Consider the following 23521-nt stretch of genomic DNA (forward strand, 5'->3'; position numbering starts at 1 on the left):
TAATGAGGTGTACGCAGTATTATGGCAGATATATTGACTTTACTCTATATAGGGATTGCTAGATTTATACAAATTTATTCGATCCTTTTAATCATCTATATTTTTATGTCATGGGTTCCTTCCACACGCGAAACAAAAATTGGACAGCTGCTAGGAAGAATAACAGAGCCTTATTTAAGTTTTTTCAGGAAGTTTATTCCGCCACTTGGCGTGATTGATATTTCACCAATTGTTGCGTTCTTTGCTTTAAATTTAATATCCAAAGGTGTTTTTCAAGTTTATAAAATGATTATGACGTCCGTGTTTATGTAAGGGATCTAATCAGTATGTGTCCTCACAAATGTGGGGATTTTTCTCTTTATTCAGCGGGTGTTAAAACGCCCGATGAATAAAGAGAAAGCCTCCGGCGGATGTCACAGATTTTGAAAGGAATTAAAAGGAAGGCAACTTAAGTTCGCCGCGTCCTGGAAAGTGCCTTAATTTCCACAAAGTACGCAGAAATACGGCCAATCGAACCCTTCGCTGTTCGATCGGCAATGGTTGCATAACCAACTTCCTGTTGACCCTGGTTCAAAATCTGGACGCAATTACGCCAGGGCGTAATTGATTTATCCCCACTACTTTTGAAGGAGCAGCGAGAATGGATAAGATAATACAGCATTTTAGAAAAGATGAACAACCATTTATTGAAACCGTAAGCGGGTGGATTCGGGAAGTTGAGGATCGTTACGCGCCAAAATTAACAGGATTTTTAGATCCGCGTCAACGGTTTATCGTACAGTCTATGCTTGGAGGCTCTGAACTACTGTGGCAGGCGGACGGTAACTTTTCAGATGCTGAGCGGCAGCGTATGCTTATCTACCCGAATTATTTTGTTCCGGAAAAAGAGGATTTTCAACTCACAGTATTTCAAGTGAAATATGCGACGAAATTTTTAACGATTGAGCATCGAGACGTTTTAGGATCATTAATGTCACTTGGCATTGACCGTGCTAAATTTGGAGATATCCGAATCGAACAAGACATCGTACAATTTGCCGTGGCAGCGGAATTGGATGACTATTTAATCGCAAATTTCAATTCCATTGGAAAAGCAAAAGTTGCTATTGAAATGGAAAGTGACAGTGAAAATTGGATCCAGTACAGTGACGAGTGGGTTGAAGAATTACATATCGTTAGTTCCTTACGGCTAGACGTCATTGTTGCGGCTATTACAAACAGTTCACGTCAAAAAGCGACGATGCTAATCCAACGAGAAAATGTAAAAGTGAACTGGACGACGAGAGATGAACCGGCATTTGAACTTCAGGAATCGGACTTGTTGTCTGTTCGAGGAGCAGGACGTTTTAACATTATGGCTATAGAAGGAAGAACGAAAAAAGAAAAAATTCGTCTTCTAATTGGAAGGTTAGAATGATTTTTCTGACAAACAATAAAAACTGCTGATTAATGTTGTTTTTCTATGTATAATAGGTACTGAATAGGTTAGAAGGAGAGGTATTCGATGGCGCTATCCCCACTTGATATACACAATAAAGAATTTAGCTCTAGATTTCGCGGCTATGACGAAGATGAAGTCAACGAGTTTTTAGAGCAGATTATGAAGGATTATGAAAATGTTTTAGAGGAAAATAAATTGCTTAAAAATAGTTTGAAGCAGTCGCAAGAGCAAATTTCTCATTTTAATTCGATCGAGGAAATGTTGCAAAAGTCAATTATGACGGCTCAAGAGGCTGCGGAAGATGTTCGTCGTAACTCATTGAAGGAATCGAAGCTCATCGTGAAAGAAGCGGAAAAAAATGCGGATCGTATTGTCAATGAAGCACTTTCACGTGCACGCAAAGTTGCAATCGAAACGGAAGATTTGAAAAAGCAATCAAAAGTATTCCGTAATCGTTTCCGAATGTTAATTGAAGCGCAGCTAGATTTAATTCAAGCCGATGATTGGGATCATTTATTGGCGTACGAAATCGATGCTGCAAAACTTGAGGCTGCTGCGGAGGAAGAGTAATTCAAGTAGAGCCATTGTTTTTCAAGCAGAAACTTGACTTTTGTCTTTATTCACACATATAATTATGATCATATATTCTAGATAAGCGTTGAAAGAGAGAGTACTTTCCAACTCTATGTACAGCGAGCCAGGAAACGGTGGAAGCCTGGTCAATGGACTGGAAACGAAAATCACTCCGAAGCTGGATTGCGGAATACTGTACGCAGTCCCGGAAACACCCCGTTATGGTGTCTGAGTGGCAGCAATTTTTTGTGCTGCAAGTAGGGTGGTAACGCGAGTAATTCCTCGTCCCTTTTTAGGGGCGGGGATTTTTTGTGCTTTTTATTACCAAAAATCGCTCGGTTGTGAGCTTTTGACAAGTTTTTACTAAATAAGGAGGAATTTCGATGGATTACAAAGATACGTTGTTAATGCCAAAAACAGATTTCCCGATGCGCGGAAACTTACCGAATAAAGAGCCGCTTATGCAAGAAAAATGGGATGAGATGGATATTTACAAAAAAGTACAGGATCGTACGAAAGGCCGCCCATTTTTTGTTTTACATGATGGCCCTCCTTATGCAAACGGAGACCTTCATATGGGCCATGCTTTAAACAAAGTACTGAAAGATATGATTGTCCGCCATAAATCGATGACAGGCTATCATGCACCGTATGTCCCAGGGTGGGATACACATGGGCTTCCAATCGAGCAGGCACTTGTTAATAAAGGCGTAAAACGGCAGGAGCATTCAATTGCAGAGTTCCGTAAAATGTGTGAAGACTATGCATTTGGCCAAATCGACAACCAACGCTCTCAATTCAAACGGATTGGTGTACGTGGGGATTGGGAAAATCCATACATTACATTAAAGCCTGGTTTCGAAGCTCGCCAAATTGAAGTATTCGGTGAGATGGCGAAAAAAGGTTATATTTACAAAGGGCTAAAGCCTGTTTTTTGGTCTCCTTCAAGTGAATCTGCACTTGCGGAAGCGGAAATTGAATATAAAGATAAAAAATCACCATCGATTTACGTTGCTTTCCCTGTGAAAGATGGGTTAGGCGTCGTCGAACAAGATGTTCACTTCCTGATTTGGACGACAACTCCATGGACAATTCCGGCAAACTTGGGAATTTCGGTGCATCCGGAATTCACGTATGTCATTGTCCAAGCAAATGGTAAAAAATTCTTGATCGCTAAAGACTTATTGGCATTTGTAGCGGAAGAAATTGGTTGGGAATCGTATTCCGTAGAACGTGAATTGCAAGGCTCTGAGTTGGATCGCGTTGTTGCGAAACATCCAATTTATGATCGCGATTCGCTTGTCATGCTAGGGGAACATGTGACAGCTGATGCAGGTACTGGCTGTGTTCACACGGCACCCGGCCACGGGGAAGATGACTTCTATATTGGTAAAGAGTATGGGATCGATGCACTTTCGCCAATTAATGACAAAGGTGTCATGACAGAAGAGGCACCAGGTTTTGAAGGCCTGTTTTATGAAGATGCCAATAAAGCAGTCACAAAAGCACTAGAAGAAGTAGGAGCACTTCAAAAGCTGTCCTTTATTACACACTCTTACCCACATGACTGGCGGACAAAGAAACCCGTCATTTACCGTGCAACGGCTCAATGGTTTGCCTCCATTGAATCTTTCCGTCCGCAGTTACTGAATGCGATTAAAGAAACGAAATTTACGCCGTCATGGGGAGAAACACGTTTGTATAATATGGTTCGTGACCGTGGGGACTGGTGTATTTCACGTCAACGTGTATGGGGCGTTCCAATTCCGGTATTTTATGCGGAAAATGGAGAGGCGATTATTACGGACGAGACGATTGCACATGTGTCGAAACTATTCCGTGAACATGGTTCGAACATTTGGTTTGAAAGAGAAGCCAATGACCTATTGCCAGAAGGGTTTACACATGAAGGAAGCCCGAACGGCCAATTTACAAAAGAGACAGATATTATGGATGTCTGGTTTGACTCCGGATCGACTCACCAAGGTGTGCTCGTAGAACGTGATGACCTTGTCTATCCTGCAGATCTTTACTTAGAGGGCTCCGACCAATACCGTGGATGGTTCAACTCTTCTCTCACAACAAGTGTTGCGATCAATGGACATGCACCTTACAAAGGACTGTTAAGCCATGGATTTACACTTGATGGTGAAGGCCGTAAAATGAGTAAATCACTTGGAAACGTGATTGTGCCCGCGAAAGTGATGAATCAGCTTGGTGCTGATATTCTACGTTTATGGGTATCATCTGTAGACTACACGGCAGATGTGCGTGTATCAGATTCTAATTTCAAACAAGTATCTGAAGTGTACCGGAAAATCCGAAACACGCTTCGTTTCTTGCACGGGAATACGTCTGACTTTAATCCTGCAACAGACAGCGTTCCATTCGCAGACATGCGTCCAGTTGACCGATACGTTTATGTGAAGCTGCAAGATTTAATTCAAGAAGTACGTGAGTCATACGAAAATTATGAGTTTGCAGGTGTTTACCACGCTGTTAATAATTTCTGTACGGGTGAGTTAAGCTCATTTTATTTAGATATTGCAAAAGACGTCGTATACATTGAAGGTGTGGATCATCCGCATCGTCGTGCAATGCAAACAGTCATGTATGAAACATTGCTCGCATTGCTAAAATTATTGACGCCAATTCTACCGCATACGACGGATGAAATGTGGGGCTATATGGCACATGTTGAGGAAGATAGCGTCCAGTTGACAGATATGCCTGAAGCAAAGGAGTTTGGAGCAGAAGCACAAGCATTGCGTGATCGTTTTGCAACGCTTATGCAAATTCGGGATGATGTCTTAAAAGCGCTTGAAGAAGCGCGAAATAGTAAAGTAATTGGGAAGTCACTTGAGGCAAAAGTAACTGTTTTTGTACCTGAAACATTCAAAGATGTTTTTGCCAAAGATGATGTGGACTATGCACAATTCTTCATTGTTTCTAAATTCGAAGAAGGTTTAGAAGCAAATGCCCCTGAACAAGCTTTGAAGCTAGATGCTGCGACTGTATTAGTCGAGCATGCCGACGGAGAAAAATGCGAACGCTGCTGGACAATTTCTGAAACAGTGGGAACTGTTGAAGCATCACCAGACATTTGCGCACGCTGTGCAGACGTTGTTGAAACCTACTACGCATAATAGAGAAAGCGACTGCAGTTGGCCCGATCGGCTGCAGTCGCTTTTTTTCATCATCCAGGCTCCGGGCTAGACGGCGCTCTGCGCTTTTGTTTAGTACTAAAAGTCGATTTGAAAACGAATCCTATGGTAAAATGAATCATAACTGAAATGTTGACTGATTCAGCGGATGGGGGTTTTGAGTTTGGTTTTTCTTTATTATGTATTGGCAGCCAGCGTCATTATTGTAGATCAGCTTACAAAATGGCTCGTTGTAAAAAATATGGAGCTTGGAGAACGTGTTGTGATTGCGGATCCATATTTAGCGTTGCTCTCCCATCGCAATAAAGGTGCAGCTTGGGGAATGCTTCAAGGACAAATGTGGTTATTCTATATCGTAACCGTCATAGTAATTATAGGGATTTTGTACTTTTTCCATAAAGAATCTAAAGATCATCCGTTATTAAGTGTTAGTTTGATGCTTCTTTTAGGTGGTGCAATTGGCAACTTTATTGATCGGCTTTGGCGCAAAGAAGTGGTTGACTTTGCAGATGTCCTCATTCCCATTATCAATTACGACTTTCCGATATTTAATGTTGCCGATGCAGCCTTAACATTTGGAGTCATTCTCATGATCATTCACGTTTTACTAGACGAAAAAAAGAATAAGAAAAAGGTGTCATAATGGAAGTTGTGGAAATTAAAGTAACGGAAGAACAGGCGGGAAGTCGGATCGATAAGTTTTTAACAGAATCGAATGCCGACTGGTCTCGCACGCAAGTTCAACAGTGGTTGAAAGACGGTTTCGTTCTAGTAGATGGCGAGGCCGTTAAACCAAATTATAAAGTGAAGAACGGTGATCTTCTGACCATTGAAGAACCTGAACCAGAGGAGTTAAATGTAGTTGCAGAAGACTTAGATCTTGAGATTGTGTATGAAGATCGGGACGTACTCGTTGTTAATAAACCACGCGGCATGGTTGTACATCCCGCTCCTGGTCATGCTACTGGAACAGTCGTAAACGGACTCATGTATCATTGTAAAGATCTTTCAGGTATCAATGGTGTTTTACGTCCAGGGATCGTTCACCGAATTGATAAAGATACATCTGGGCTGCTAATGGTAGCGAAAAACGATCAGTCACATACTTCACTTGTTGACCAACTCGTTGAAAAATCGGTTACCCGTGTGTATACAGCTCTTGTGCATGGGCATATCCCACATGATCACGGTACAATCGATGCGCCGATCGGACGTGATCCGAAAGACCGACAAAGCATGACTGTGATCGATCTAGGTAAGCATGCTGTAACGCATTTTAAGGTGCTTGAACGTTTCGGCAATTACACATTGGTGGAATGTAGATTGGAGACGGGAAGAACGCATCAGATTCGGGTGCATATGAAATATATTGGACATCCACTTGTCGGTGATCCAAAATATGGTCCGAAAAAAACAATTGATTTTGGTGGGCAAGTATTGCATGCCGGAACGCTTGGATTTAAACATCCGGCAACGGGAGAATATATGGAGTTTACATCGTCGCTGCCTTCAGATTTTCAGGATTTAATCAATGATTTACAAAATGGTGTTGACAAGCAGTAAGTGCACAAAGTATACTGAACACAGAAATCGAATAGCGATACCTTTAAATTCAGTCCAGAGAGGCTGGGAAGGTTGCACGGAAAGTACAGTAGAACTGCTGCGCGCAAGTTTAGCTGTGCATATTTTTCTGCAAGTATACCCTCCTGCCTAAATTTGGCAGGAGGGTTTTTTATCTTCATGGAAAAATCCAACAACCGATAAAAAAAGTATGGATTGCTGTTCAAATGGGAATATGGAAAGGGGAGCAAACGGTATGACTGAAAAAGCAAAAATTCTTGATGAGCAGGCAATTGGTAGGGCCATCACACGTATAGCGCATGAGATTATCGAACGCAACAAAGGAATCGATGCTTGTATTCTTGTTGGCATTAAAACGCGGGGAGCTTTTTTAGCGCAGCGATTGGCGGAAAGAATCGAACAAATTGAAGGGAAGCCAATTAAAAAAGGTGAGCTTGACATTACGCTTTACCGGGATGATTTAATGGTGAAGCATGAGAACAATGAACCGCTTGTGCAGCAAGTTGATATACAGCATGATGTGGCCGATAAAAATGTCATTCTTGTTGACGACGTTCTGTATACAGGCAGAACGGTAAGAGCGGCCATGGATGCTGTGATGGATCTAGGTAGACCAGCAGCAATTCAATTAGCCGTACTTGTTGATCGAGGGCATCGGGAGCTGCCGATTCGACCGGACTTTATTGGGAAAAATATCCCAACTTCAAGCGATGAGAAAGTAGTCGTCAGTGTACTAGAAACGGACGGCAAAGATAGCGTCGCAATCCACTTAAAATAATAAAAACAAAACGACGCGGGGGAAGTATTAGGTATGAATAATGGCGTGTTAGATGTACATGAAAAACCGACAGCAAGCAGATGGGTGATTTTAAGCTTGCAGCATATGTTCGCGATGTTCGGCGCAACAATTTTAGTTCCTCAGCTCGTTGGCTTAAGTCCAGCAATTGCCCTTTTAACGAGTGGAATTGCAACAATCATTTTTATTCTTGTCACACGATTTCAAGTGCCAGCCTACTTAGGATCATCCTTTGCCTTTATTATCCCGATTCAAGTAGCAACGCAAACGGGTGGCATTGGTAGTGCAATGATCGGGAGTCTCTTTGTAGCACTCGTCTATGCGATCGTTTCACTTGTCATATGGAAAACAGGCTACCGCTGGATTATGAAAGCTTTACCGCCAATTGTCGTGGCACCAGTGATTATCGTCATCGGACTGGCGCTTGCACCAACAGCAATCAGTATGGCAAGTACGGTTACGGTCGACGGTGTAAGTGAATATAACTTACTTCACTTTTCAGCAGCAATCGTTACATTAGCCGCTGCCGTAATCTGCATCATGTTTTTTAAAGGAATTGTTAGTTTAATGCCAGTGCTCGTAGGCATTATCGTAGGTTATATTTACTCTGCATTCATCGGAATTCTCGATTTTACGAAAGTCCGGGAAGCAAACTGGTTTGAAGTACCTGAAATGCTTCTTCCTGGAATTGATTATGAATTTGTTGTAACACCTACATTGTTAGTCGTCATGGTGCCAATCGCAATTGTTACGATTTCGGAGCATATTGGTCACCAGCTTGTCTTAGGACGAATTGTTGGCAGGGATTACATAAAAAATCCAGGCTTGAATCGTTCATTGCTTGGGGATGGATTAGGGACGTTCATCAGTGGAATGCTTGGCGGACCGCCAAAAACGACGTACGGTGAAAATATTGGCGTGCTGGCGATCACGAGAGTCTACAGTGTCTACGTTATTTTGGGAGCAGCCGTTTTCGCCATTCTCCTCTCATTTGTCGGCAAGGCAATGGCGATGATCGCGACTATTCCAACAGCGGTACTTGGCGGGATTTCGATTCTCCTCTTTGGAATCATTGCATCATCGGGTTTACGAATGCTTGTCGACCACAAAATCGACTTTGGCCAACAACGTAATTTGGTCATTGCGTCCGTCATTCTCGTCATCGGCATCGGCGGTGCAACCATTCGATTTAGTGATACTTTTCAAATCGAAGGCATGGCTTTATCCGCAATTGTCGGCGTGCTGTTAAATTGGGTGCTGCCAGGTAAAACAGAAAATGCAATGGATGACAAAATAGAATAGATTGACCTTTTAATGACTGTCCAGAGAGGCAGGGAAAGGTTCGTTTGCCAACTGTTCACTATAAAATGTGAACAGTCATTTGAGGCAAGCAACACGAACCTTTCCGAACATTCGGGAAGGTTTTTATCTTTATTCAGCGGAAGCCCCACCACTGGAGTTGGTTGGATGGATGCAGTGTTGCCTCCCATTTAGCGGGTGTTCAAATGCCTGCTGAATAAAGATAAGCCTCCGGCGGATGTCACAGATTTTAAAAGGAGTTAATCGAGCTTGCTCGATTCAAAATCTGGACGCAATTACGCCGAGGCGTAATTGATATACATAAAGGAGGATCTCCAAGGTGAAGCATCTCGTATCCATGAAGCAACTAACAAATGAGCAAATTCATGCACTTCTTGATCGGGCAGATACATTCAAAAAAGATGGCATCCGTGAATTGCCCGGGAAATATACCGTAAGTAATTTGTTTTTCGAACCAAGCACTCGTACAAAAATGAGTTTTGAAATGGCGGAAAGAAAGTTAGGAATGGATGTTCTCCCGTTTGAAGCAGGGTTTTCAAGCACTTTGAAAGGAGAGACTCTATACGATACGGTGAAAACGTTGGAAGCGATCGGCGTAGATACGCTCGTCATTCGGCATCCGGAAGATGGCTATTACGAACAACTGATCGAACGAACGAATTTGTCGATTGTGAATGCGGGGGATGGATCAGGTCAACACCCAACACAATCTTTGCTGGATCTATTCACGATTAAAGAAGAGTTTGGTACTTTTGAAGGGCTTACAGTCCTAATCGCTGGAGATATTGCGCATAGTCGAGTAGCAAGGTCTAATGCAGATGCGTTAAAAAATTTAGGTGCAAAAGTCATTTTTCTTTCTCCGGCAGAATGGGCGGGCGAGTTTAACTGTGTGAATCGGTGGGATGACGTCATCGGACAATGTGACGTTGTGATGTTGCTGAGGGTTCAGCACGAGCGGCATGAGGGAGATGTCTATTTCACAAAAGAATCGTACCACGCACAATATGGCTTAACAGAAGAACGGGCAAAGCAATTACAAGATCATACAATTATTATGCATCCCGCTCCATTTAATCGAGGGGTTGAAATTGCAGATTACCTAATTGAAAGCCCAAAATCAAGAATCTTTCAACAGATCGAAAATGGCGTCTTTATACGAGCGGCAGTATTGGAAACGATTTTAACGGGGAGGAATTGAGAATGGAGAAAATCATTCAAGGTGTTCAATTGCTAAATGAAAATGGAGAACTGGTGACGACGGACGTTAAAATTACTGGTGGAAAAATCACGGAAATTGGGAATGACTTATCAACAGGATCTGCGGAATTGATAAATGGGGAAGGATTATTATTATCCCCAGGTTTCATCGATGTTCATGTCCATCTCAGGGAGCCAGGCGGTGAACATAAAGAAACGATTGAAAGTGGAACACTTGCGGCCGCGAAAGGCGGTTATACAACAATTTGTGCCATGCCGAATACACGACCAGTTCCAGATACAAAAGAAAATATAGAACATGTTAACAGATTGATCGAAGAAAAAGCACTCATTCGCGTCCTTCCATACGCATCCATTACAATTCGGGAAGCTGGAAAAGAACGCACGAATCTCGAAGAACTAAAAGAACACGGCGCATTTGCTTTCACGGACGATGGAGTTGGTATTCAGGAAGCAGGTATGATGTACGAGGCAATGCAAGATGCTGCGAAAATCGACATGCCAATCGTCGCACATTGTGAAGACAATACACTCATTTACGGCGGAGCGATGCATGAAGGAATGAAAAACAAAGAGCTTGGACTGCCAGGCATTCCTTCGATCTGCGAGTCTGTTCATATTGCAAGGGACATTTTACTAGCGGAAGCTGCTGGCGCACACTACCATGTTTGCCACGTTAGTACAAAAGAATCTGTTCGAGCAATCCGAGATGGGAAAAGAGCGGGTATCCGTGTAACGGCAGAAGTAAGTCCGCATCATTTATTATTATCGGAAAATGATATTCCGAGTGATGATGCCGATTGGAAGATGAATCCGCCGCTTCGAGGAGAAGAAGATCGGAAAGCGCTCATTGAAGGACTGTTAGACGGTACGATTGATATGATCGCAACAGATCATGCGCCGCATACAGCAGAAGAAAAAGCGGCAGGTATGCAAAAAGCGCCATTTGGCATCGTCGGACTTGAAACAGCTTTTCCGTTACTTTACACGCATTTTGTAAAAGAAGGAAAATGGACACTCAAGCAACTCGTTGACTGGATGACGAAAAAACCTGCTGAAGTATTTGGGTTGCCGTATGGATCGATTGAAGTTGGTGCAGAAGCGGATCTTGTCTTAATCGACTTAAAGAAAGAGAGACAAATCGATCGTACATCGTTCGTTTCAAAAGGAAAGAATACACCGTTTGACGGCTGGATGTGTGTTGGTTGGCCGGTCACAACGATTTATGGCGGAAAAATCGTTTGGGAGGAAAAGTAAATGAAAAAACGACTACTCATTTTAGAAGACGGTTCGATATTTGAAGGAACAGCTTTCGGATCAAACGAAGCATCCTTAGGAGAAACGGTATTTACAACAGGAATGACGGGTTATCAAGAGACGATTTCAAATCCGTCAAGCTGTGGACAAATTATTGTGATGACATATCCCCTTATTGGCAACTACGGTATTAACCGGGACGATTACGAATCGATTGAATTACCGATCAACGGTGTTGTCGTACGTGAACTGGAAGATGAGCCTTCAAACTTCCGTAGCGGCATGACACTTTGTGAACTGCTCACGATGAAAGGAATTCCGGGAATCCAAGGCATCGATACGAGAAAACTCACAAGGCTGTTGCGTGAAAAAGGATCATTAAAAGGAATGCTAACAGCGGCGAGTGAAGAGATTGACGGGACAACTGCCATCGAGCAATTACGCTCTCTCCAGTTGCCAACGAATCTCGTTGCTCAAGTTTCCACGAAAAAACCGTACCCAAGTCCTGGTCGTGGAGAGCGTGTCGTACTAATCGATTATGGTATGAAAAATGGTCTTTTGCGAGAGTTGAATAATCGCGGGTGCGATGTAATTGTTGTCCCATACGATACATCCGCACAAGCCATTCTCTCACTGTTTCCTGATGGAATCGTCCTTTCAAATGGACCGGGCAATCCGGAACATGTGGAAGTTGCAGTTGAAACAATTCAGCAGCTGCTTGGAAAAGCACCGATTTTCGGAATTGGATTAGGGCATCAGTTATTTGCACTTGCTTTAGGTGCCCGAACATTCAAAATGAAAAATGGACATTTTGGCGGTAATCATCCTGTTAAAGATCTAAGAACGGGAAGAACAGAGTTAACTGCACAATGTCACGGCTATGCAGTAGATGAAGCATCTTTAGAAGGAACGCCACTTACGATTACACATAAAGCATTGAATGATGGTTCCATTGAAGGGCTTGAAAGTACAGAATATAATGCGTTTTCCGTTCAATTCCATCCCGAAGCCTCTCCGGGTCCGGAAGATGCCAACCATTTATTTGATCAATTTGTAACTGTTATGAAAAAGAGCAGTCGAAAGGAGCAGTCCCATGCCTAAACGTCAAGATATTGAAACGATATTAGTAATTGGTTCCGGTCCAATTGTCATTGGACAGGCAGCAGAATTTGATTATGCAGGAACGCAAGCATGCTTGTCTTTAAAAGAAGAAGGTTACCGTGTCATTCTCATTAACTCTAACCCAGCAACGATTATGACGGATACAGAAATTGCAGACAAAGTGTATATCGAGCCGATTACATTAGATTTTGTCAGCCGCATCATTCGAAAGGAACGCCCAGATGCACTACTGCCGACACTTGGCGGTCAAACAGGATTAAATATGGCGATTGAGTTACATGAATCAGGTATTTTAGATGAGCTTGACATTGAAATTTTAGGTACGAAATTGGATGCGATCCATCAAGCAGAAGACCGCGATTTGTTCCGTTCATTGATGAATGAATTGGGAGAGCCTGTTCCTGAAAGTGATATTGTTCATAACTTGGAAGAAGCCTATGCTTTTGTAAAGCGAATCGGTTATCCAGTCATTGTCCGTCCGGCCTTTACATTAGGTGGTACAGGCGGCGGGATTTGTCATAATGACAGCGAGCTGGAGGAAATTGTGACGAGCGGGCTGAAGTATAGCCCAGTAACGCAATGTTTGTTAGAAAAATCGATCGCTGGCTTTAAAGAGATTGAATATGAAGTTATGCGTGACTCTGCCGATAATGCCATTGTCGTTTGTAATATGGAAAACGTGGATGCAGTCGGCATTCATACAGGCGATTCGATCGTAGCGGCGCCGAGTCAGACGTTGACAGATCGTGAGTTTCAAATGCTGCGAAACGTCTCCCTTAAAATTATTCGCGCATTAAAAATTGAAGGCGGCTGTAATGTGCAACTTGCGCTCGATCCACATAGTTTCAATTATTATATTATCGAAGTAAACCCGCGTGTCAGTCGTTCATCTGCACTTGCATCGAAAGCGACTGGCTACCCGATCGCGAAATTGGCAGCGAAAATTGCAGTCGGTTTGACGCTCGATGAAATGATGAATCCTGTAACAGGCACGACGTACGCTTGCTTCGAGCCAACACTCGATTATATCGTGACAAAAATTCCGCGCTGGCCGTTTGATAAATTTGAATCGGCGAAGCGAAATCTCGGTACGCAAATGAAAGCAACCGGCGAAGTGATGGCGATTGGAAGAAACTTTGAAGAATCGATTTTAAAAGCAGTTCGTTCACTTGAAACAGGTCAATTTGGTTTGTCATTGAAAAATGGCGCAGAGATGACAGACGAGTGGATTCAGCAAAGAATTAAACGCGCAGGTGATGAGCGTTTGTTCTTTATCGGAGAAGCTTTACGCAGAGGTGTATCAGTAGAAGCAATTCACGAATGGAGTCAAATTGACGTGTTCTTCCTTCGTAAGTTGGAAAAGATCGTTCAGTATGAAGAAGTTGTCAAAAACAATCCTTTCGAATATGAAACGGCATTACAAGCAAAACGAATGGGCTTTTCAGACGTCACCATTGCAGAGCTTTGGGAGACAAATGAACGTGCGGTTTATGACTGGCGCAAAGAGCAAGGAATCATTCCAGTTTATAAAAAAGTGGATACGTGTGCTGGAGAGTTCGAATCCGAAACGCCTTATTTTTACGGCACATACGAAGAAGAAAATGAGTCGATCAAAACTGACAAGAAAAGTGTCATCGTTCTAGGCTCTGGTCCAATTCGAATTGGTCAAGGTGTTGAGTTCGACTATGCAACAGTACACTCAGTTTGGGCGATTCAAGAAGCTGGGTACGAAGCGATTATTATTAACAACAACCCGGAAACCGTTTCGACAGATTTCTCAATCTCGGACAAGCTCTATTTTGAACCGTTAACGATTGAAGATGTTATGCACATTATCGACCTAGAGCAGCCAGAAGGAGTCATCGTTCAATTCGGCGGTCAAACGGCGATTAACTTGGCGGCAGGCTTGGAAGCAAGAGGCGTTAAAATTTTGGGTACTTCCCTGGAAGATCTGGACCGTGCAGAAAATCGTGACAAGTTTGAGCGTGCTTTGCGTGAAATTGGCATCCCGCAACCGCTTGGGAAAACGGCGGTATCGGTTCCAGAAGCAGTCGCCATTGCGGATGAAATTGGCTATCCAGTGCTCGTAAGACCATCCTATGTGCTAGGTGGACGTGCGATGGAAATTGTTTATCATGAGAACGAATTGCTTCATTATATGGAGCATGCCGTTGACGCCAGTCCGGAACACCCTGTCCTGATCGACCGATATTTAACAGGTACTGAAATTGAAGTTGACGGTATTAGTGACGGAGAAACTGTATTAATCCCAGGAGTTATGGAGCATATCGAACGTGCAGGCGTACACTCTGGGGACTCTATTGCGGTCTATCCGCCGCAAAAATTGTCTGCTTCGATGCTTGAGACGATTACGGATTATACAACTCGCTTAGCGCGAGGGTTGAATATTAAAGGGTTGTTGAATATCCAGTTCGTCATTTCAGAAGGACAAGTATATGTCATTGAAGTGAATCCGCGTTCAAGCCGTACCGTACCATTTTTAAGTAAAATCACAAACATTCCAATGGCAAATGTGGCGACAAAAGCAATTCTTGGCGAGTCAATTATCGATCAAGGCTATGAAGGTGGTCTTGCGCCGGCTCAAGAGGGTGTTTATGTAAAAGTACCTGTATTCTCTTTTGCAAAGCTCCGTCGAGTGGATATTACACTTGGTCCAGAGATGAAATCGACTGGAGAAGTGATGGGGAAAGACATTACACTTGAAAAAGCACTTTATAAAGGACTCGTTGCAGCTGGAATGGAAATCAAAGAGTATGGATCAGTCCTCATGACGGTTTCTGATAAAGATAAAGATGAAATTGTTGGCTTGGCAAAACGCTTTACGAATATTGGCTACCATATTTTGGCGACAGAAGGAACGGCAAAGGTATTAAAAGAAGCAGGCATTCAAGTAAAACTTGTTGATAAAATTGGTTCCCAAGGACCTACTCTTATCGATGTGATTCAAAAAGGGGAAGCACAGCTCGTCATTAATACGTTGACCAAAGGAAAACAACCAGAACGGGACGGCTTCCGCATTCGCCGAGAGTCCGTTGAAAATGGTGTACCATGTTTAACTTCTATTGATACTGCCGATGCGATGCTCCGTGTGATCGAATCGATGACGTTTTTAACTGAGCAAATGCCAAAACAGGCGGTGCGCGCATGATTCTTCAGGACAGAATGGTTGTTCAATCGCAGCAACAAATTGCACAAGATATTTTTGAAATGAAATTGACAGGAAACTTGGTCGGGGAAATTACTTCCCCCGGCCAATTCGTCCACATCCGTGTAGCTGACTCGTTTGAGCCGTTATTAAGACGTCCGATTTCCATCGCTGCGATCGATCAAGCTGCAAAAGAAATGACGATCATTTACCGGGCGGAAGGTCGCGGGACGAAGGTTCTTTCCGAAAAACGCTCAGGAGATACGGTAGATGTGCTAGGGCCGCTTGGGAATGGGTTTCCTGTGGACGAGGCCATGCCGGGAGAAACAGTTGTTTTAGTCGGAGGAGGAATTGGTGTACCTCCATTATACGAGCTTTCAAAACAACTAACCGCTAAAGGTGTAACATGCATTCACGTTTTAGGGTTTCAAACCGAGACTGTCGTTTTTTACGAGGAACAATTTATGCAGCTTGGTGAAACGTATATTGCGACAGTAGACAGCACGAGAGGGACTGCCGGTTTCGTCACAGATGTACTACAAACAGTAGACGCTAATTTTTCGATGTATTTCAGTTGTGGACCGATGCTGATGCTGCAGGCTGTTCAGCAAATGTATCCAAACAAAAAAGGCTATTTATCATTCGAAGAGAGAATGGGATGCGGCATAGGTGCATGTTTCGCCTGCGTTTGCCAAACAACGGAAAATAGCAGCAAAGACTATGTAAAAGTTTGTTCTGATGGTCCGGTATTTCCAGCGGGGGTGGTCGCATTATGAATCGATTAGCGATTGAATTGCCAGGTTTACAGTTGAAAAATCCGATCATGCCGGCTTCTGGATGCTTTGGGTTTGGAAAAGAGTATGGTCGTCTCTACGACTTATCAAAATTAGGCGCAATTATGATTAAAGCAACGACACTTGAAACAAGGTTTGGAAATCCAACACCACGTGTTGCGGAAACACCAGCTGGCATGTTGAATGCGATTGGACTTCAAAATCCAGGACTTACAGGTGTCATGGAAAACGAACTGCCATGGCTTGAACAGTTCGATGTGCCAATCATTGCGAACGTGGCAGGCACTGAGACAGAAGATTATGTCGAAGTCGCGAAAGTAATTTCAACTGCACCAAATGTTCACGCACTTGAATTGAATATTTCTTGTCCAAATGTAAAAGCGGGCGGCATAACTTTTGGCACAGATCCAGAAATTGCAAAAGAATTAACGTCTGCTGTCAAAGCTGTTTCCAAAGTACCTGTCTATGTAAAGCTCTCACCAAACGTTACCAATGTGACAGAAATTGCCAAAGCGGTAGAAGCGGGTGGTGCAGATGGCATTACAATGATTAATACGCTCGTTGGGATGCGGCTTGATGAGAAAACAGGACGTCCTGTCATCGCAAATGGTACAGGTGGATTATCAGGTCCAGCTGTTAAACCAGTTGCGATTCGTATGGTATATGAAGTGTATAAGGCCGTGAACATTCCAATCATCGGGATGGGCGGCGTTTCGGAAGTAACAGACGTCATCGATTTTCTGTCAGCAGGCGCTAGCGCAGTTGCTGTCGGGACGGCGAATTTTGTCAATCCATTTGTCTGTCCGACAATCATTGATCAGCTGCCGGCTAAGCTGGATGAACTTGGAGTTAATCATATTTCGGAATTGATTGGAAGGAGTCACCGCTTATGAAAACATCGCCAATTATCGCACTCGATTTTGAGTCAGCAGAAAAAACGTTTCAATTTTTAACAGCATTTAATGGGAATATCGGCGTAAAAGTGGGCATGCAGCTTTATTATCAAGAAGGGCCTTCAATCGTTGCGCGTTTAAAAGAGCAAGGGTATGACGTATTTCTTGATTTAAAATTGCATGATATTCCAAATACGGTGAAATCTGCGATGGAAGTGCTCGCAGGTTTCGGGGTCGATCTTGTGAACGTTCATGCGGCAGGCGGAAAAAGAATGATGGAAGCGGCACTTGAAGGGTTGGATAAAGGAACACCAACTGGAAAAGAAAGACCAGCGTTGATCGGTGTCACGCAGCTCACATCAACGGATGAGCGTCAAGTGCGTGAAGAACAGTTAATTGACGCAACGCTTGAGCAATCTGTCTTCCATTATGCAACGTTAACAAAAGAGGCGGGATTGGACGGGGTTGTTTGTTCAGTGCATGAGGCATCTGTCATTGAAAAGGAATGTGGAAAGGCTTTTTATAAAGTGACTCCGGGGATTCGTTTGCCGGAAGGAAGTAGCCACGATCAGATACGAATTGCAACGCCGGAGCAGGCGAGGATAGCAGGTGCAACGCATATTGTCGTTGGTCGTGCAATCACGGGTGCAGTTGATCCGAAAGCGGCATATGAGCATATCAATGCGAGTTGGAAGGGGATGGAATGATGGATCAAGCAAAAGACATTGCAAAAGTTTTACTAGACGTGGGAGCGGTCGCATTCAGTCCGGACAAGCCATTTACGTGGGCATCCGGCATCGAATCGCCAATCTACTGTGATAACCGATTAACGATGGCAGATCCGATTGGCCGAAAAAAAATCGCAGAAGGATTGGCAACGTTAATCCGTAATTATTATCCGGAAACGACTGTCATTGCCGGGACAGCTACAGCAGGTATTCCGCATGCGGCTTGGGTGGCGGATATTCTTGGTTTGCCAATGGTGTATATTAGATCGAAAGCAAAAGGCCACGGTCGCAGCCGTCAAATTGAAGGGAAAATTGATCAAGCCGACAAAGCGGTCATTATTGAAGATTTAATATCCACGGGAGGCAGCAGTTTAACTGCCGCTAAGGCGCTGCGGGAAGAAGGAATTGAAGTAACCGGCATTGTTTCCATCTTTACATACGAGTTGCAAAGTGCTGATGATGCGTTTGCAACGGCACAGTTAACATACAAAAGTCTAACCAATTTCAATGCGCTGACAGAAGTGTCAAAAGAAAATGGCGCAATTTCGGATCAGTCTATTCACCATTTGTTAGAATGGCATGGGAAATTGAAAGCGGGATTGTTACAGTGAATAAGGGATTGTCTCAGAAGTTTCTAGCTCTTCACTTTTGGGACAATTCTTTTTTATTAGAATGAATGACCAAACAAAGGTGATAATGAATTGAGTGATCATTTGTAGAATATAACACCGAAATGGGTAAGGAGGATTCTTATGAGGGAATTTAAAATTACATATTTTTTTGATGAACAACATTATATTCGAAGATTTGTCCATCTTGAGTCTATTGAAGAAGCAGAGGAGTTAATCCGAAATGAAAGGGACCGTACGATTTCCTTTTGGGATAGCCGGAAAATTTATCATGAATTAAACACAAAAAATGTGCGTGTCATTCAATTGTCAGAATACTTTCGGGATAAGAATAAATAAATGGAAAGACTATTGTAAAGACTATTGTAAAGTCTATTTTACAGGCCATTTAGATCTCCTTAATAGTTTATTGAAAATACCAAATATTCATATTAAAAAAACACTTGAATTTTTCTTCAAATAATATAATGTAGATTATGACATTAAGAGTTTAAAAACAATTCTCAGAAAACAGTTTTATAGAAAAATCATATTTTAAGAAATTTTTTAAGTGTTTTTTTGAAAGCGCTTAATGTCTTCAAAGAATTTGATAAGGAGAGTTCATATGTCCAAATTGAGCAAACAGCAAATAGTAGATAGTATTCCCCAGAAAGGATTTTTTGGACATCCCAAAGGCCTGATGACGCTTTTTTTCACAGAGTTTTGGGAGCGTTTTTCTTACTATGGAATGAGAGCTATTCTCGTCTTTTACATGTATTACGAAGTATCTAAAGGCGGTCTCGGCATCGATGAAAAAACAGCACTTTCCATTATGTCTATTTATGGGGCGCTAGTTTACATGTCTGGAATTATCGGTGGCTGGCTTGCGGATCGCGTTTTTGGAATGTCTAGGGCAATCTTTTACGGTGGAGTTCTTATTATGCTTGGTCATATTGCGCTTGCCATTCCAGGAAATCTTACGATGTTCTTTACGTCCATGGCACTCATCGTCATCGGTACAGGTTTGTTAAAGCCTAACGTTTCCAGCATTGTCGGGGAAATTTATCCCGAAAATGATAATCGTCTTGACGCAGGATTTAGTATTTTCTATATGGGTATTAACCTAGGGGCATTTCTATCACCGTTAATTGTCGGGGAAGTTATGAAAACGAGTTTCCATTTAGGGTTCGGAATTGCGGCAGTTGGAATGTTTTTAGGATTGGTCGTTTTTGTTTTAACGAAAAAGAAAAATCTAGGGCTTGCAGGTATGCAAGTACCGAATCCACTAACAACTGCCGAGAGAAAGAAAACGTTTACAACCTTTGTTGTTGTGGCGGTTGTGCTTACTGTTTTTGCCGTGATCGCAAGTATGAATGGGTTTTTGACAATTGCTACGTTTGTTGCATTTGTCGGCGTGTTAGGATTTCTTATTCCTACTGCTTACTTTATTGTGATGTATAAAAGCCCTAAAACGACAGAAGTGGAACGCTCTCGTGTTCTTGCTTATATCCCATTATTTTTAGCATCTGTCATGTTCTGGGCAATTGCCGAACAAGGTTCTACCATTCTCGCACTTTATGCCGATAAGCGAACGCAGCTTCATTATTTCGGTTTCGATATTTCACCGGCTTGGTTCCAGTCATTGCCGGCATTGTTCATTGTGTTATTAGCACCTGTAGCTGCGTGGTTGTGGGTTAAACTGGGAGACCGCCAACCGTCAATTCCGCAAAAGTTTTCATTAGCATTGTTGTTTGCAGGACTTTCGTTCATCGTTATCCTATTACCGGGCTATTTGGGCGGTACAGAAACACTTGTAAATCCTTTATGGTTAGTGCTAAGTATTTTAATAGTGATGATCGGAGAATTATGTTTATCACCAGTTGGCTTATCTGCGACGACAAAACTTGCACCTGCAGCGTTTTCTTCACAGACGATGAGCCTTTGGTTTTTATCGAATGCGGCGGCACAAGCATTAAACGCTCAAATTGTAAAATTCTACTCAGTGGATACAGAAATGATGTATTTTGGAATAATTGGCGGACTTGCTATTTTGCTAGGAATTATTCTTTTCCTCATTTCACCAATGATTCAAGGTTATATGAAAGGCGTCAGATAATATAAGAAAAGCTCCCTTATCTCCATGCAACATTTAGATAAGGGAGCTTTTTGTATAAAACTATTTCTTTAATTTCATAACGACATCTTCGTCAGGTGTGACAAAAATCGTTTTTTGTTCAAAGTAAATGACAAAACCTGGTTTTGAACCGCTAGGCTTTTTCACATGCCGAATGGCTGTATAGTCGACAGGAACGGAAGAAGACTCGCGAGCTTTGCTAAAATAAGCAGAGAGAATGGCAGCCTCACGAATTGTTTCTTCGTCGGGATTCTCGTCATGAATCACTACATGTGAACCTGGGATATCTTTTGTGTGGAACCAAATATGATCTCTTGCTGCCAATTTAAAAGTTAAATAATCATTTTGCTTGTTGTTTTTCCCAACAGAAATGTTTAAGCCGGCAGATGATTCATACGTTTCTGGCATCGGCTTTTTCGGTTTGCTTTTCTTTTTCAGCTTGCGTGCCTTTAAGAAGCCAAGCTCTGCTAGTTCTTCACGTATTTCTTCGATGTCTTCTGGAGAAGCTTGCATTACTTGTTGTTTAATCATTTCAAAATAAGCAATGTCTTCTTTCGCTTTTTCAAGCTGTTCGGCAATCATGACCAATGCATTTTTAGCTTTGGCATAACGTGAATAATAGCGCTGTGCATTTTCAATCGGTGTTTTTCTAGCATCAAGTGGAATGGCAATCAGTTTACCTTCATCATAATAATTGGCAACTGTTGCTTCCGTCATTCCTTTTTGTAAGGCATAGCTATTTGCCGTAATGAGCTCGCCGTACAATTGAAACATGTCTAGATTTTCAGCCGCCTTTTTTTCTTTTGATAATTTTTTCATTTTCAACTGTAACTTGGCAATTTCATTGTCAAGCCATCTCTCTAAGTCAGCCGCCTGCGATTTTACCCGCTCTCTTTCTGCTCGGCCAAAATAAACTTTATCAAGCAACTGGCCCAATGATTCATATTGTGCGATCATTTTGTCGGCATACGTCAAAGATGTTGCGGAAAAGATCATTTTACCGCCGGCTTCTGCAATGTTCGGCACTGTATATGTTCCCTGAAAGGAGGCGAGAAATGTATTGAACACTTGAAAGACTTCTTGTTCAGTTGTCTTTCGTAACCGATTGAGTAACTCTGCTGCGTTCACAGGAGAAAAACTAGAAAATGTCCGCACGATATCATTTGCCTTTTCAAACGACTGCCAAAGTGTACGAAATTGCTCTTCCGTAATGTGAAACGGATCGATTTTATCCTGAGGGGGTGCCGGAATGAATGGCTGACCAGGTAAAATGGTTCGATAGCTGTTTACGGAAGGCGGTAAGTGTTTCATACTATCAATAATCATTTCCCGATCTGGATCGACGAGCAACAAATTACTATGTCTTCCCATAATTTCCATGTACAGTTTTCGGCTAATATCGTCCCCGATTTCATCTTTTCCTTTGATGTCGAACACAATAATTCGATCCGCTTCCATTTGCTCAATCGCTGTGATCATGCCGCCCTCTAAATGTTTGCGCAAAACCATGCAAAACATCGGCGGCTCAGATGGATTTACAATTGTCTCATCTGTTATTTGTACACGCGAAAAAGAAGAGTGAATGGAAAAGAGCAGCCTATGATTTTTTCCGGCAGCGCGAACGATGAAGACGACTTCCTGCGTATTTGGCTGGTGAATTTTGGAGATTCGACCATTTTTCAAAATTTGCAGTTCAGCTGCCATCGCTTTTGTAAATAATCCATCAAATGCCATGTTGATTCCTCTTTCAATTCGTTTGTACCCATCTTAGCATTCAAAGAGAGAAATATGGTATAATACGAAAAGATTAGTCTAAATAAGAAGAGGGATTATATGTATAAAAAACGCGGGCTTTTAATCGTTTTGTCAGGACCTTCCGGTGTAGGAAAAGGAACGGTTCGAAAAGAGCTCTTTACACAACCGAATACGAATTATGAGTATTCCATTTCAATGACGACAAGAAGTCCTAGGGAAGGAGAAGTCGATGGCAGCGACTATTTCTTCAAGACAAGAGAAGAATTTGAAAAATTGATTGCCGAAGAAAAGCTACTTGAATATGCGGAGTACGTTGGGAATTATTATGGAACGCCGCTCGATTATGTGAATGAAACGCTGGATGCTGGCCGGGACGTTTTTCTTGAAATCGAAGTCGTTGGTGCAGCGCAAGTACGAAAAAAAGTTCCAGATGGTTTGTTTATCTTTCTGGCACCGCCGAGTTTAAGCGATCTAGAAGAACGACTGATCGGACGAGGAACTGAAGATCGTGAAATTATTGCGTCGCGCATTGGGAAAGCACGTGAAGAATTGGAAATGATGAATTTATATGATTATGTCGTTGAAAACGATGAAGTTTTAAACGCCTGTGAAAAGATCAATGCCATTGTAACAGCTGAGCATTGTCGCAGGGAACGAGTAGAAAAACGCTATTTACAGATGTTAGAAGGAGAATGATCGCATGTTATATCCATCCGTCGATTCATTAAAGAGCAAAATTGATTCAAAATATACGCTCGTAACGCTTGCAGCGAAGCGAGCGCGTGAAATGCAAGAAGAAGGAAAAACACTTCTAGATTCGTACACATCAAAAAAATCTGTAGGAAAAGCGCTTGAAGAAGTTGCAGCGGGTGTCCTCTCTAAACAGCACAGGGACGAATCAGTCATTTACGAAGACGAAATTTAAATAGTATAGACGATACTCCCTTAGAAATGTGATGTTCTTTGGGAGT

General features: G+C 42.4%; 21 protein-coding genes and 1 other annotated feature. Of the genes, 20 read left to right on the forward strand and 1 reads right to left on the reverse strand.

The features are described from left to right. The first annotated feature begins 21 nt into the window (after positions 1 to 21). From AU377_RS12425 to AU377_RS12510, 18 genes are all read left to right on the forward strand, one after another. Complete coding sequence (locus tag AU377_RS12425) at positions 22 to 312, forward strand: YggT family protein (protein ID WP_067408082.1); 291 nt, start codon at positions 22 to 24, stop codon at positions 310 to 312. A gap of 328 nt (positions 313 to 640) precedes the next feature. Beyond that, positions 641 to 1417 carry an RNA-binding protein gene (locus tag AU377_RS12430; RefSeq protein ID WP_067408083.1) on the forward strand — a complete coding sequence of 259 codons (777 nt, stop codon included), beginning with the start codon at positions 641 to 643 and terminating at the stop codon, positions 1415 to 1417. Between the two features lie 87 nt (positions 1418 to 1504). Beyond that, complete coding sequence (locus AU377_RS12435; protein WP_067408084.1) at positions 1505 to 2011, forward strand: DivIVA domain-containing protein; 507 nt, start codon at positions 1505 to 1507, stop codon at positions 2009 to 2011. A gap of 79 nt (positions 2012 to 2090) precedes the next feature. Further along, positions 2091 to 2307, forward strand: a binding site (T-box leader). Positions 2308 to 2397: 90 nt separating this feature from the next. Next, a complete protein-coding gene (ileS, locus tag AU377_RS12440) occupies positions 2398 to 5160 on the forward strand; it encodes an isoleucine--tRNA ligase (RefSeq protein WP_067408085.1) in 2763 nt (920 codons plus the stop codon). A 181-nt stretch (positions 5161 to 5341) separates the two neighbouring features. Then, on the forward strand, positions 5342 to 5821 hold the full coding sequence (gene lspA / locus AU377_RS12445; RefSeq protein WP_253724485.1) for a signal peptidase II: 480 nt from the start codon (positions 5342 to 5344) through the stop codon (positions 5819 to 5821). Next, positions 5821 to 6741: an RluA family pseudouridine synthase gene (locus tag AU377_RS12450; protein ID WP_067408087.1), complete on the forward strand. Its 921-nt coding sequence runs from the start codon at positions 5821 to 5823 to the stop codon at positions 6739 to 6741. Before lspA ends, AU377_RS12450 begins: the two co-directional genes overlap by 1 nt. 253 nt (positions 6742 to 6994) lie before the next feature. After that, positions 6995 to 7537: a bifunctional pyr operon transcriptional regulator/uracil phosphoribosyltransferase PyrR gene (pyrR, locus tag AU377_RS12455; RefSeq protein ID WP_067408088.1), complete on the forward strand. Its 543-nt coding sequence runs from the start codon at positions 6995 to 6997 to the stop codon at positions 7535 to 7537. Positions 7538 to 7570: 33 nt separating this feature from the next. Next, complete coding sequence (locus AU377_RS12460) at positions 7571 to 8857, forward strand: solute carrier family 23 protein (protein WP_067408089.1); 1287 nt, start codon at positions 7571 to 7573, stop codon at positions 8855 to 8857. A gap of 337 nt (positions 8858 to 9194) precedes the next feature. Further along, positions 9195 to 10073, forward strand: coding sequence for an aspartate carbamoyltransferase catalytic subunit (locus AU377_RS12465; RefSeq protein ID WP_067408090.1), 879 nt, complete (start codon positions 9195 to 9197; stop codon positions 10071 to 10073). A gap of 2 nt (positions 10074 to 10075) precedes the next feature. Then, positions 10076 to 11350, forward strand: a complete 1275-nt coding sequence (locus AU377_RS12470) for a dihydroorotase (protein ID WP_067408091.1) — start codon at positions 10076 to 10078, stop codon at positions 11348 to 11350. Further along, positions 11351 to 12451 (forward strand): carbamoyl phosphate synthase small subunit, encoded by a 1101-nt coding sequence (locus AU377_RS12475; protein ID WP_067408092.1) that lies wholly within the window; start codon positions 11351 to 11353, stop codon positions 12449 to 12451. Then, complete coding sequence (carB, locus tag AU377_RS12480; RefSeq protein ID WP_067408093.1) at positions 12444 to 15641, forward strand: carbamoyl-phosphate synthase large subunit; 3198 nt, start codon at positions 12444 to 12446, stop codon at positions 15639 to 15641. The genes AU377_RS12475 and carB overlap by 8 nt, the downstream gene beginning before the upstream one ends. Continuing rightward, entirely contained in the window at positions 15638 to 16414 is a 777-nt protein-coding gene (locus AU377_RS12485) for a dihydroorotate dehydrogenase electron transfer subunit (protein WP_067408094.1), read from the forward strand. Before carB ends, AU377_RS12485 begins: the two co-directional genes overlap by 4 nt. Further along, a complete protein-coding gene (locus AU377_RS12490; protein ID WP_067408095.1) occupies positions 16411 to 17325 on the forward strand; it encodes a dihydroorotate dehydrogenase in 915 nt (304 codons plus the stop codon). The genes AU377_RS12485 and AU377_RS12490 overlap by 4 nt, the downstream gene beginning before the upstream one ends. Then, a complete protein-coding gene (pyrF, locus tag AU377_RS12495) occupies positions 17322 to 18032 on the forward strand; it encodes an orotidine-5'-phosphate decarboxylase (RefSeq protein WP_067408096.1) in 711 nt (236 codons plus the stop codon). Before AU377_RS12490 ends, pyrF begins: the two co-directional genes overlap by 4 nt. After that, on the forward strand, positions 18032 to 18664 hold the full coding sequence (pyrE, locus tag AU377_RS12500; protein ID WP_067408097.1) for an orotate phosphoribosyltransferase: 633 nt from the start codon (positions 18032 to 18034) through the stop codon (positions 18662 to 18664). Before pyrF ends, pyrE begins: the two co-directional genes overlap by 1 nt. 141 nt (positions 18665 to 18805) lie before the next feature. Continuing rightward, entirely contained in the window at positions 18806 to 19021 is a 216-nt protein-coding gene (locus tag AU377_RS12505) for a hypothetical protein (protein ID WP_067408098.1), read from the forward strand. 265 nt (positions 19022 to 19286) lie between these two features. Further along, the gene (locus AU377_RS12510) at positions 19287 to 20777 is read left to right on the forward strand and encodes a peptide MFS transporter (RefSeq protein ID WP_067408099.1); all 1491 of its coding nucleotides are present in this window, start codon (positions 19287 to 19289) and stop codon (positions 20775 to 20777) included. 60 nt (positions 20778 to 20837) lie between these two features. Here AU377_RS12510 and AU377_RS12515 read toward each other — a convergent pair whose 3' ends face one another. Then, positions 20838 to 22529, reverse strand: a complete 1692-nt coding sequence (locus tag AU377_RS12515) for an NFACT family protein (protein WP_067408100.1) — start codon at positions 22527 to 22529, stop codon at positions 20838 to 20840. 99 nt (positions 22530 to 22628) lie between these two features. On the opposite strand from AU377_RS12515, the gene gmk reads away from it, so the two are divergent. After that, on the forward strand, positions 22629 to 23246 hold the full coding sequence (gmk, locus tag AU377_RS12520) for a guanylate kinase (protein ID WP_067408101.1): 618 nt from the start codon (positions 22629 to 22631) through the stop codon (positions 23244 to 23246). Positions 23247 to 23250: 4 nt separating this feature from the next. Continuing rightward, complete coding sequence (gene rpoZ / locus AU377_RS12525; RefSeq protein WP_067408102.1) at positions 23251 to 23475, forward strand: DNA-directed RNA polymerase subunit omega; 225 nt, start codon at positions 23251 to 23253, stop codon at positions 23473 to 23475. Positions 23476 to 23521 lie beyond the last annotated feature (46 nt).

This window comes from Sporosarcina sp. HYO08 (assembly GCF_001563475.1).
Taxonomy (GTDB): domain Bacteria; phylum Bacillota; class Bacilli; order Bacillales_A; family Planococcaceae; genus Sporosarcina.

Excerpts from the sequence above, each read along its gene's own strand:
- AU377_RS12425 (WP_067408082.1), top strand. The coding sequence starts at position 22 with ATGGCAGATATATTGACTTTACTCTATATAGGGATTGCTAGATTTATA.
- AU377_RS12430 (WP_067408083.1), top strand. The coding sequence starts at position 641 with ATGGATAAGATAATACAGCATTTTAGAAAAGATGAACAACCATTTATT.
- AU377_RS12435 (WP_067408084.1), top strand. The coding sequence starts at position 1,505 with ATGGCGCTATCCCCACTTGATATACACAATAAAGAATTTAGCTCTAGA.
- ileS (WP_067408085.1), top strand. The coding sequence starts at position 2,398 with ATGGATTACAAAGATACGTTGTTAATGCCAAAAACAGATTTCCCGATG.
- AU377_RS12450 (WP_067408087.1), top strand. The coding sequence starts at position 5,821 with ATGGAAGTTGTGGAAATTAAAGTAACGGAAGAACAGGCGGGAAGTCGG.
- pyrR (WP_067408088.1), top strand. The coding sequence starts at position 6,995 with ATGACTGAAAAAGCAAAAATTCTTGATGAGCAGGCAATTGGTAGGGCC.
- AU377_RS12460 (WP_067408089.1), top strand. The coding sequence starts at position 7,571 with ATGAATAATGGCGTGTTAGATGTACATGAAAAACCGACAGCAAGCAGA.
- AU377_RS12470 (WP_067408091.1), top strand. The coding sequence starts at position 10,076 with ATGGAGAAAATCATTCAAGGTGTTCAATTGCTAAATGAAAATGGAGAA.
- AU377_RS12475 (WP_067408092.1), top strand. The coding sequence starts at position 11,351 with ATGAAAAAACGACTACTCATTTTAGAAGACGGTTCGATATTTGAAGGA.
- carB (WP_067408093.1), top strand. The coding sequence starts at position 12,444 with ATGCCTAAACGTCAAGATATTGAAACGATATTAGTAATTGGTTCCGGT.
- AU377_RS12485 (WP_067408094.1), top strand. The coding sequence starts at position 15,638 with ATGATTCTTCAGGACAGAATGGTTGTTCAATCGCAGCAACAAATTGCA.
- AU377_RS12490 (WP_067408095.1), top strand. The coding sequence starts at position 16,411 with ATGAATCGATTAGCGATTGAATTGCCAGGTTTACAGTTGAAAAATCCG.
- pyrF (WP_067408096.1), top strand. The coding sequence starts at position 17,322 with ATGAAAACATCGCCAATTATCGCACTCGATTTTGAGTCAGCAGAAAAA.
- pyrE (WP_067408097.1), top strand. The coding sequence starts at position 18,032 with ATGGATCAAGCAAAAGACATTGCAAAAGTTTTACTAGACGTGGGAGCG.
- AU377_RS12505 (WP_067408098.1), top strand. The coding sequence starts at position 18,806 with ATGAGGGAATTTAAAATTACATATTTTTTTGATGAACAACATTATATT.
- AU377_RS12510 (WP_067408099.1), top strand. The coding sequence starts at position 19,287 with ATGTCCAAATTGAGCAAACAGCAAATAGTAGATAGTATTCCCCAGAAA.
- AU377_RS12515 (WP_067408100.1), bottom strand. The coding sequence starts at position 22,529 with ATGGCATTTGATGGATTATTTACAAAAGCGATGGCAGCTGAACTGCAA.
- gmk (WP_067408101.1), top strand. The coding sequence starts at position 22,629 with ATGTATAAAAAACGCGGGCTTTTAATCGTTTTGTCAGGACCTTCCGGT.
- rpoZ (WP_067408102.1), top strand. The coding sequence starts at position 23,251 with ATGTTATATCCATCCGTCGATTCATTAAAGAGCAAAATTGATTCAAAA.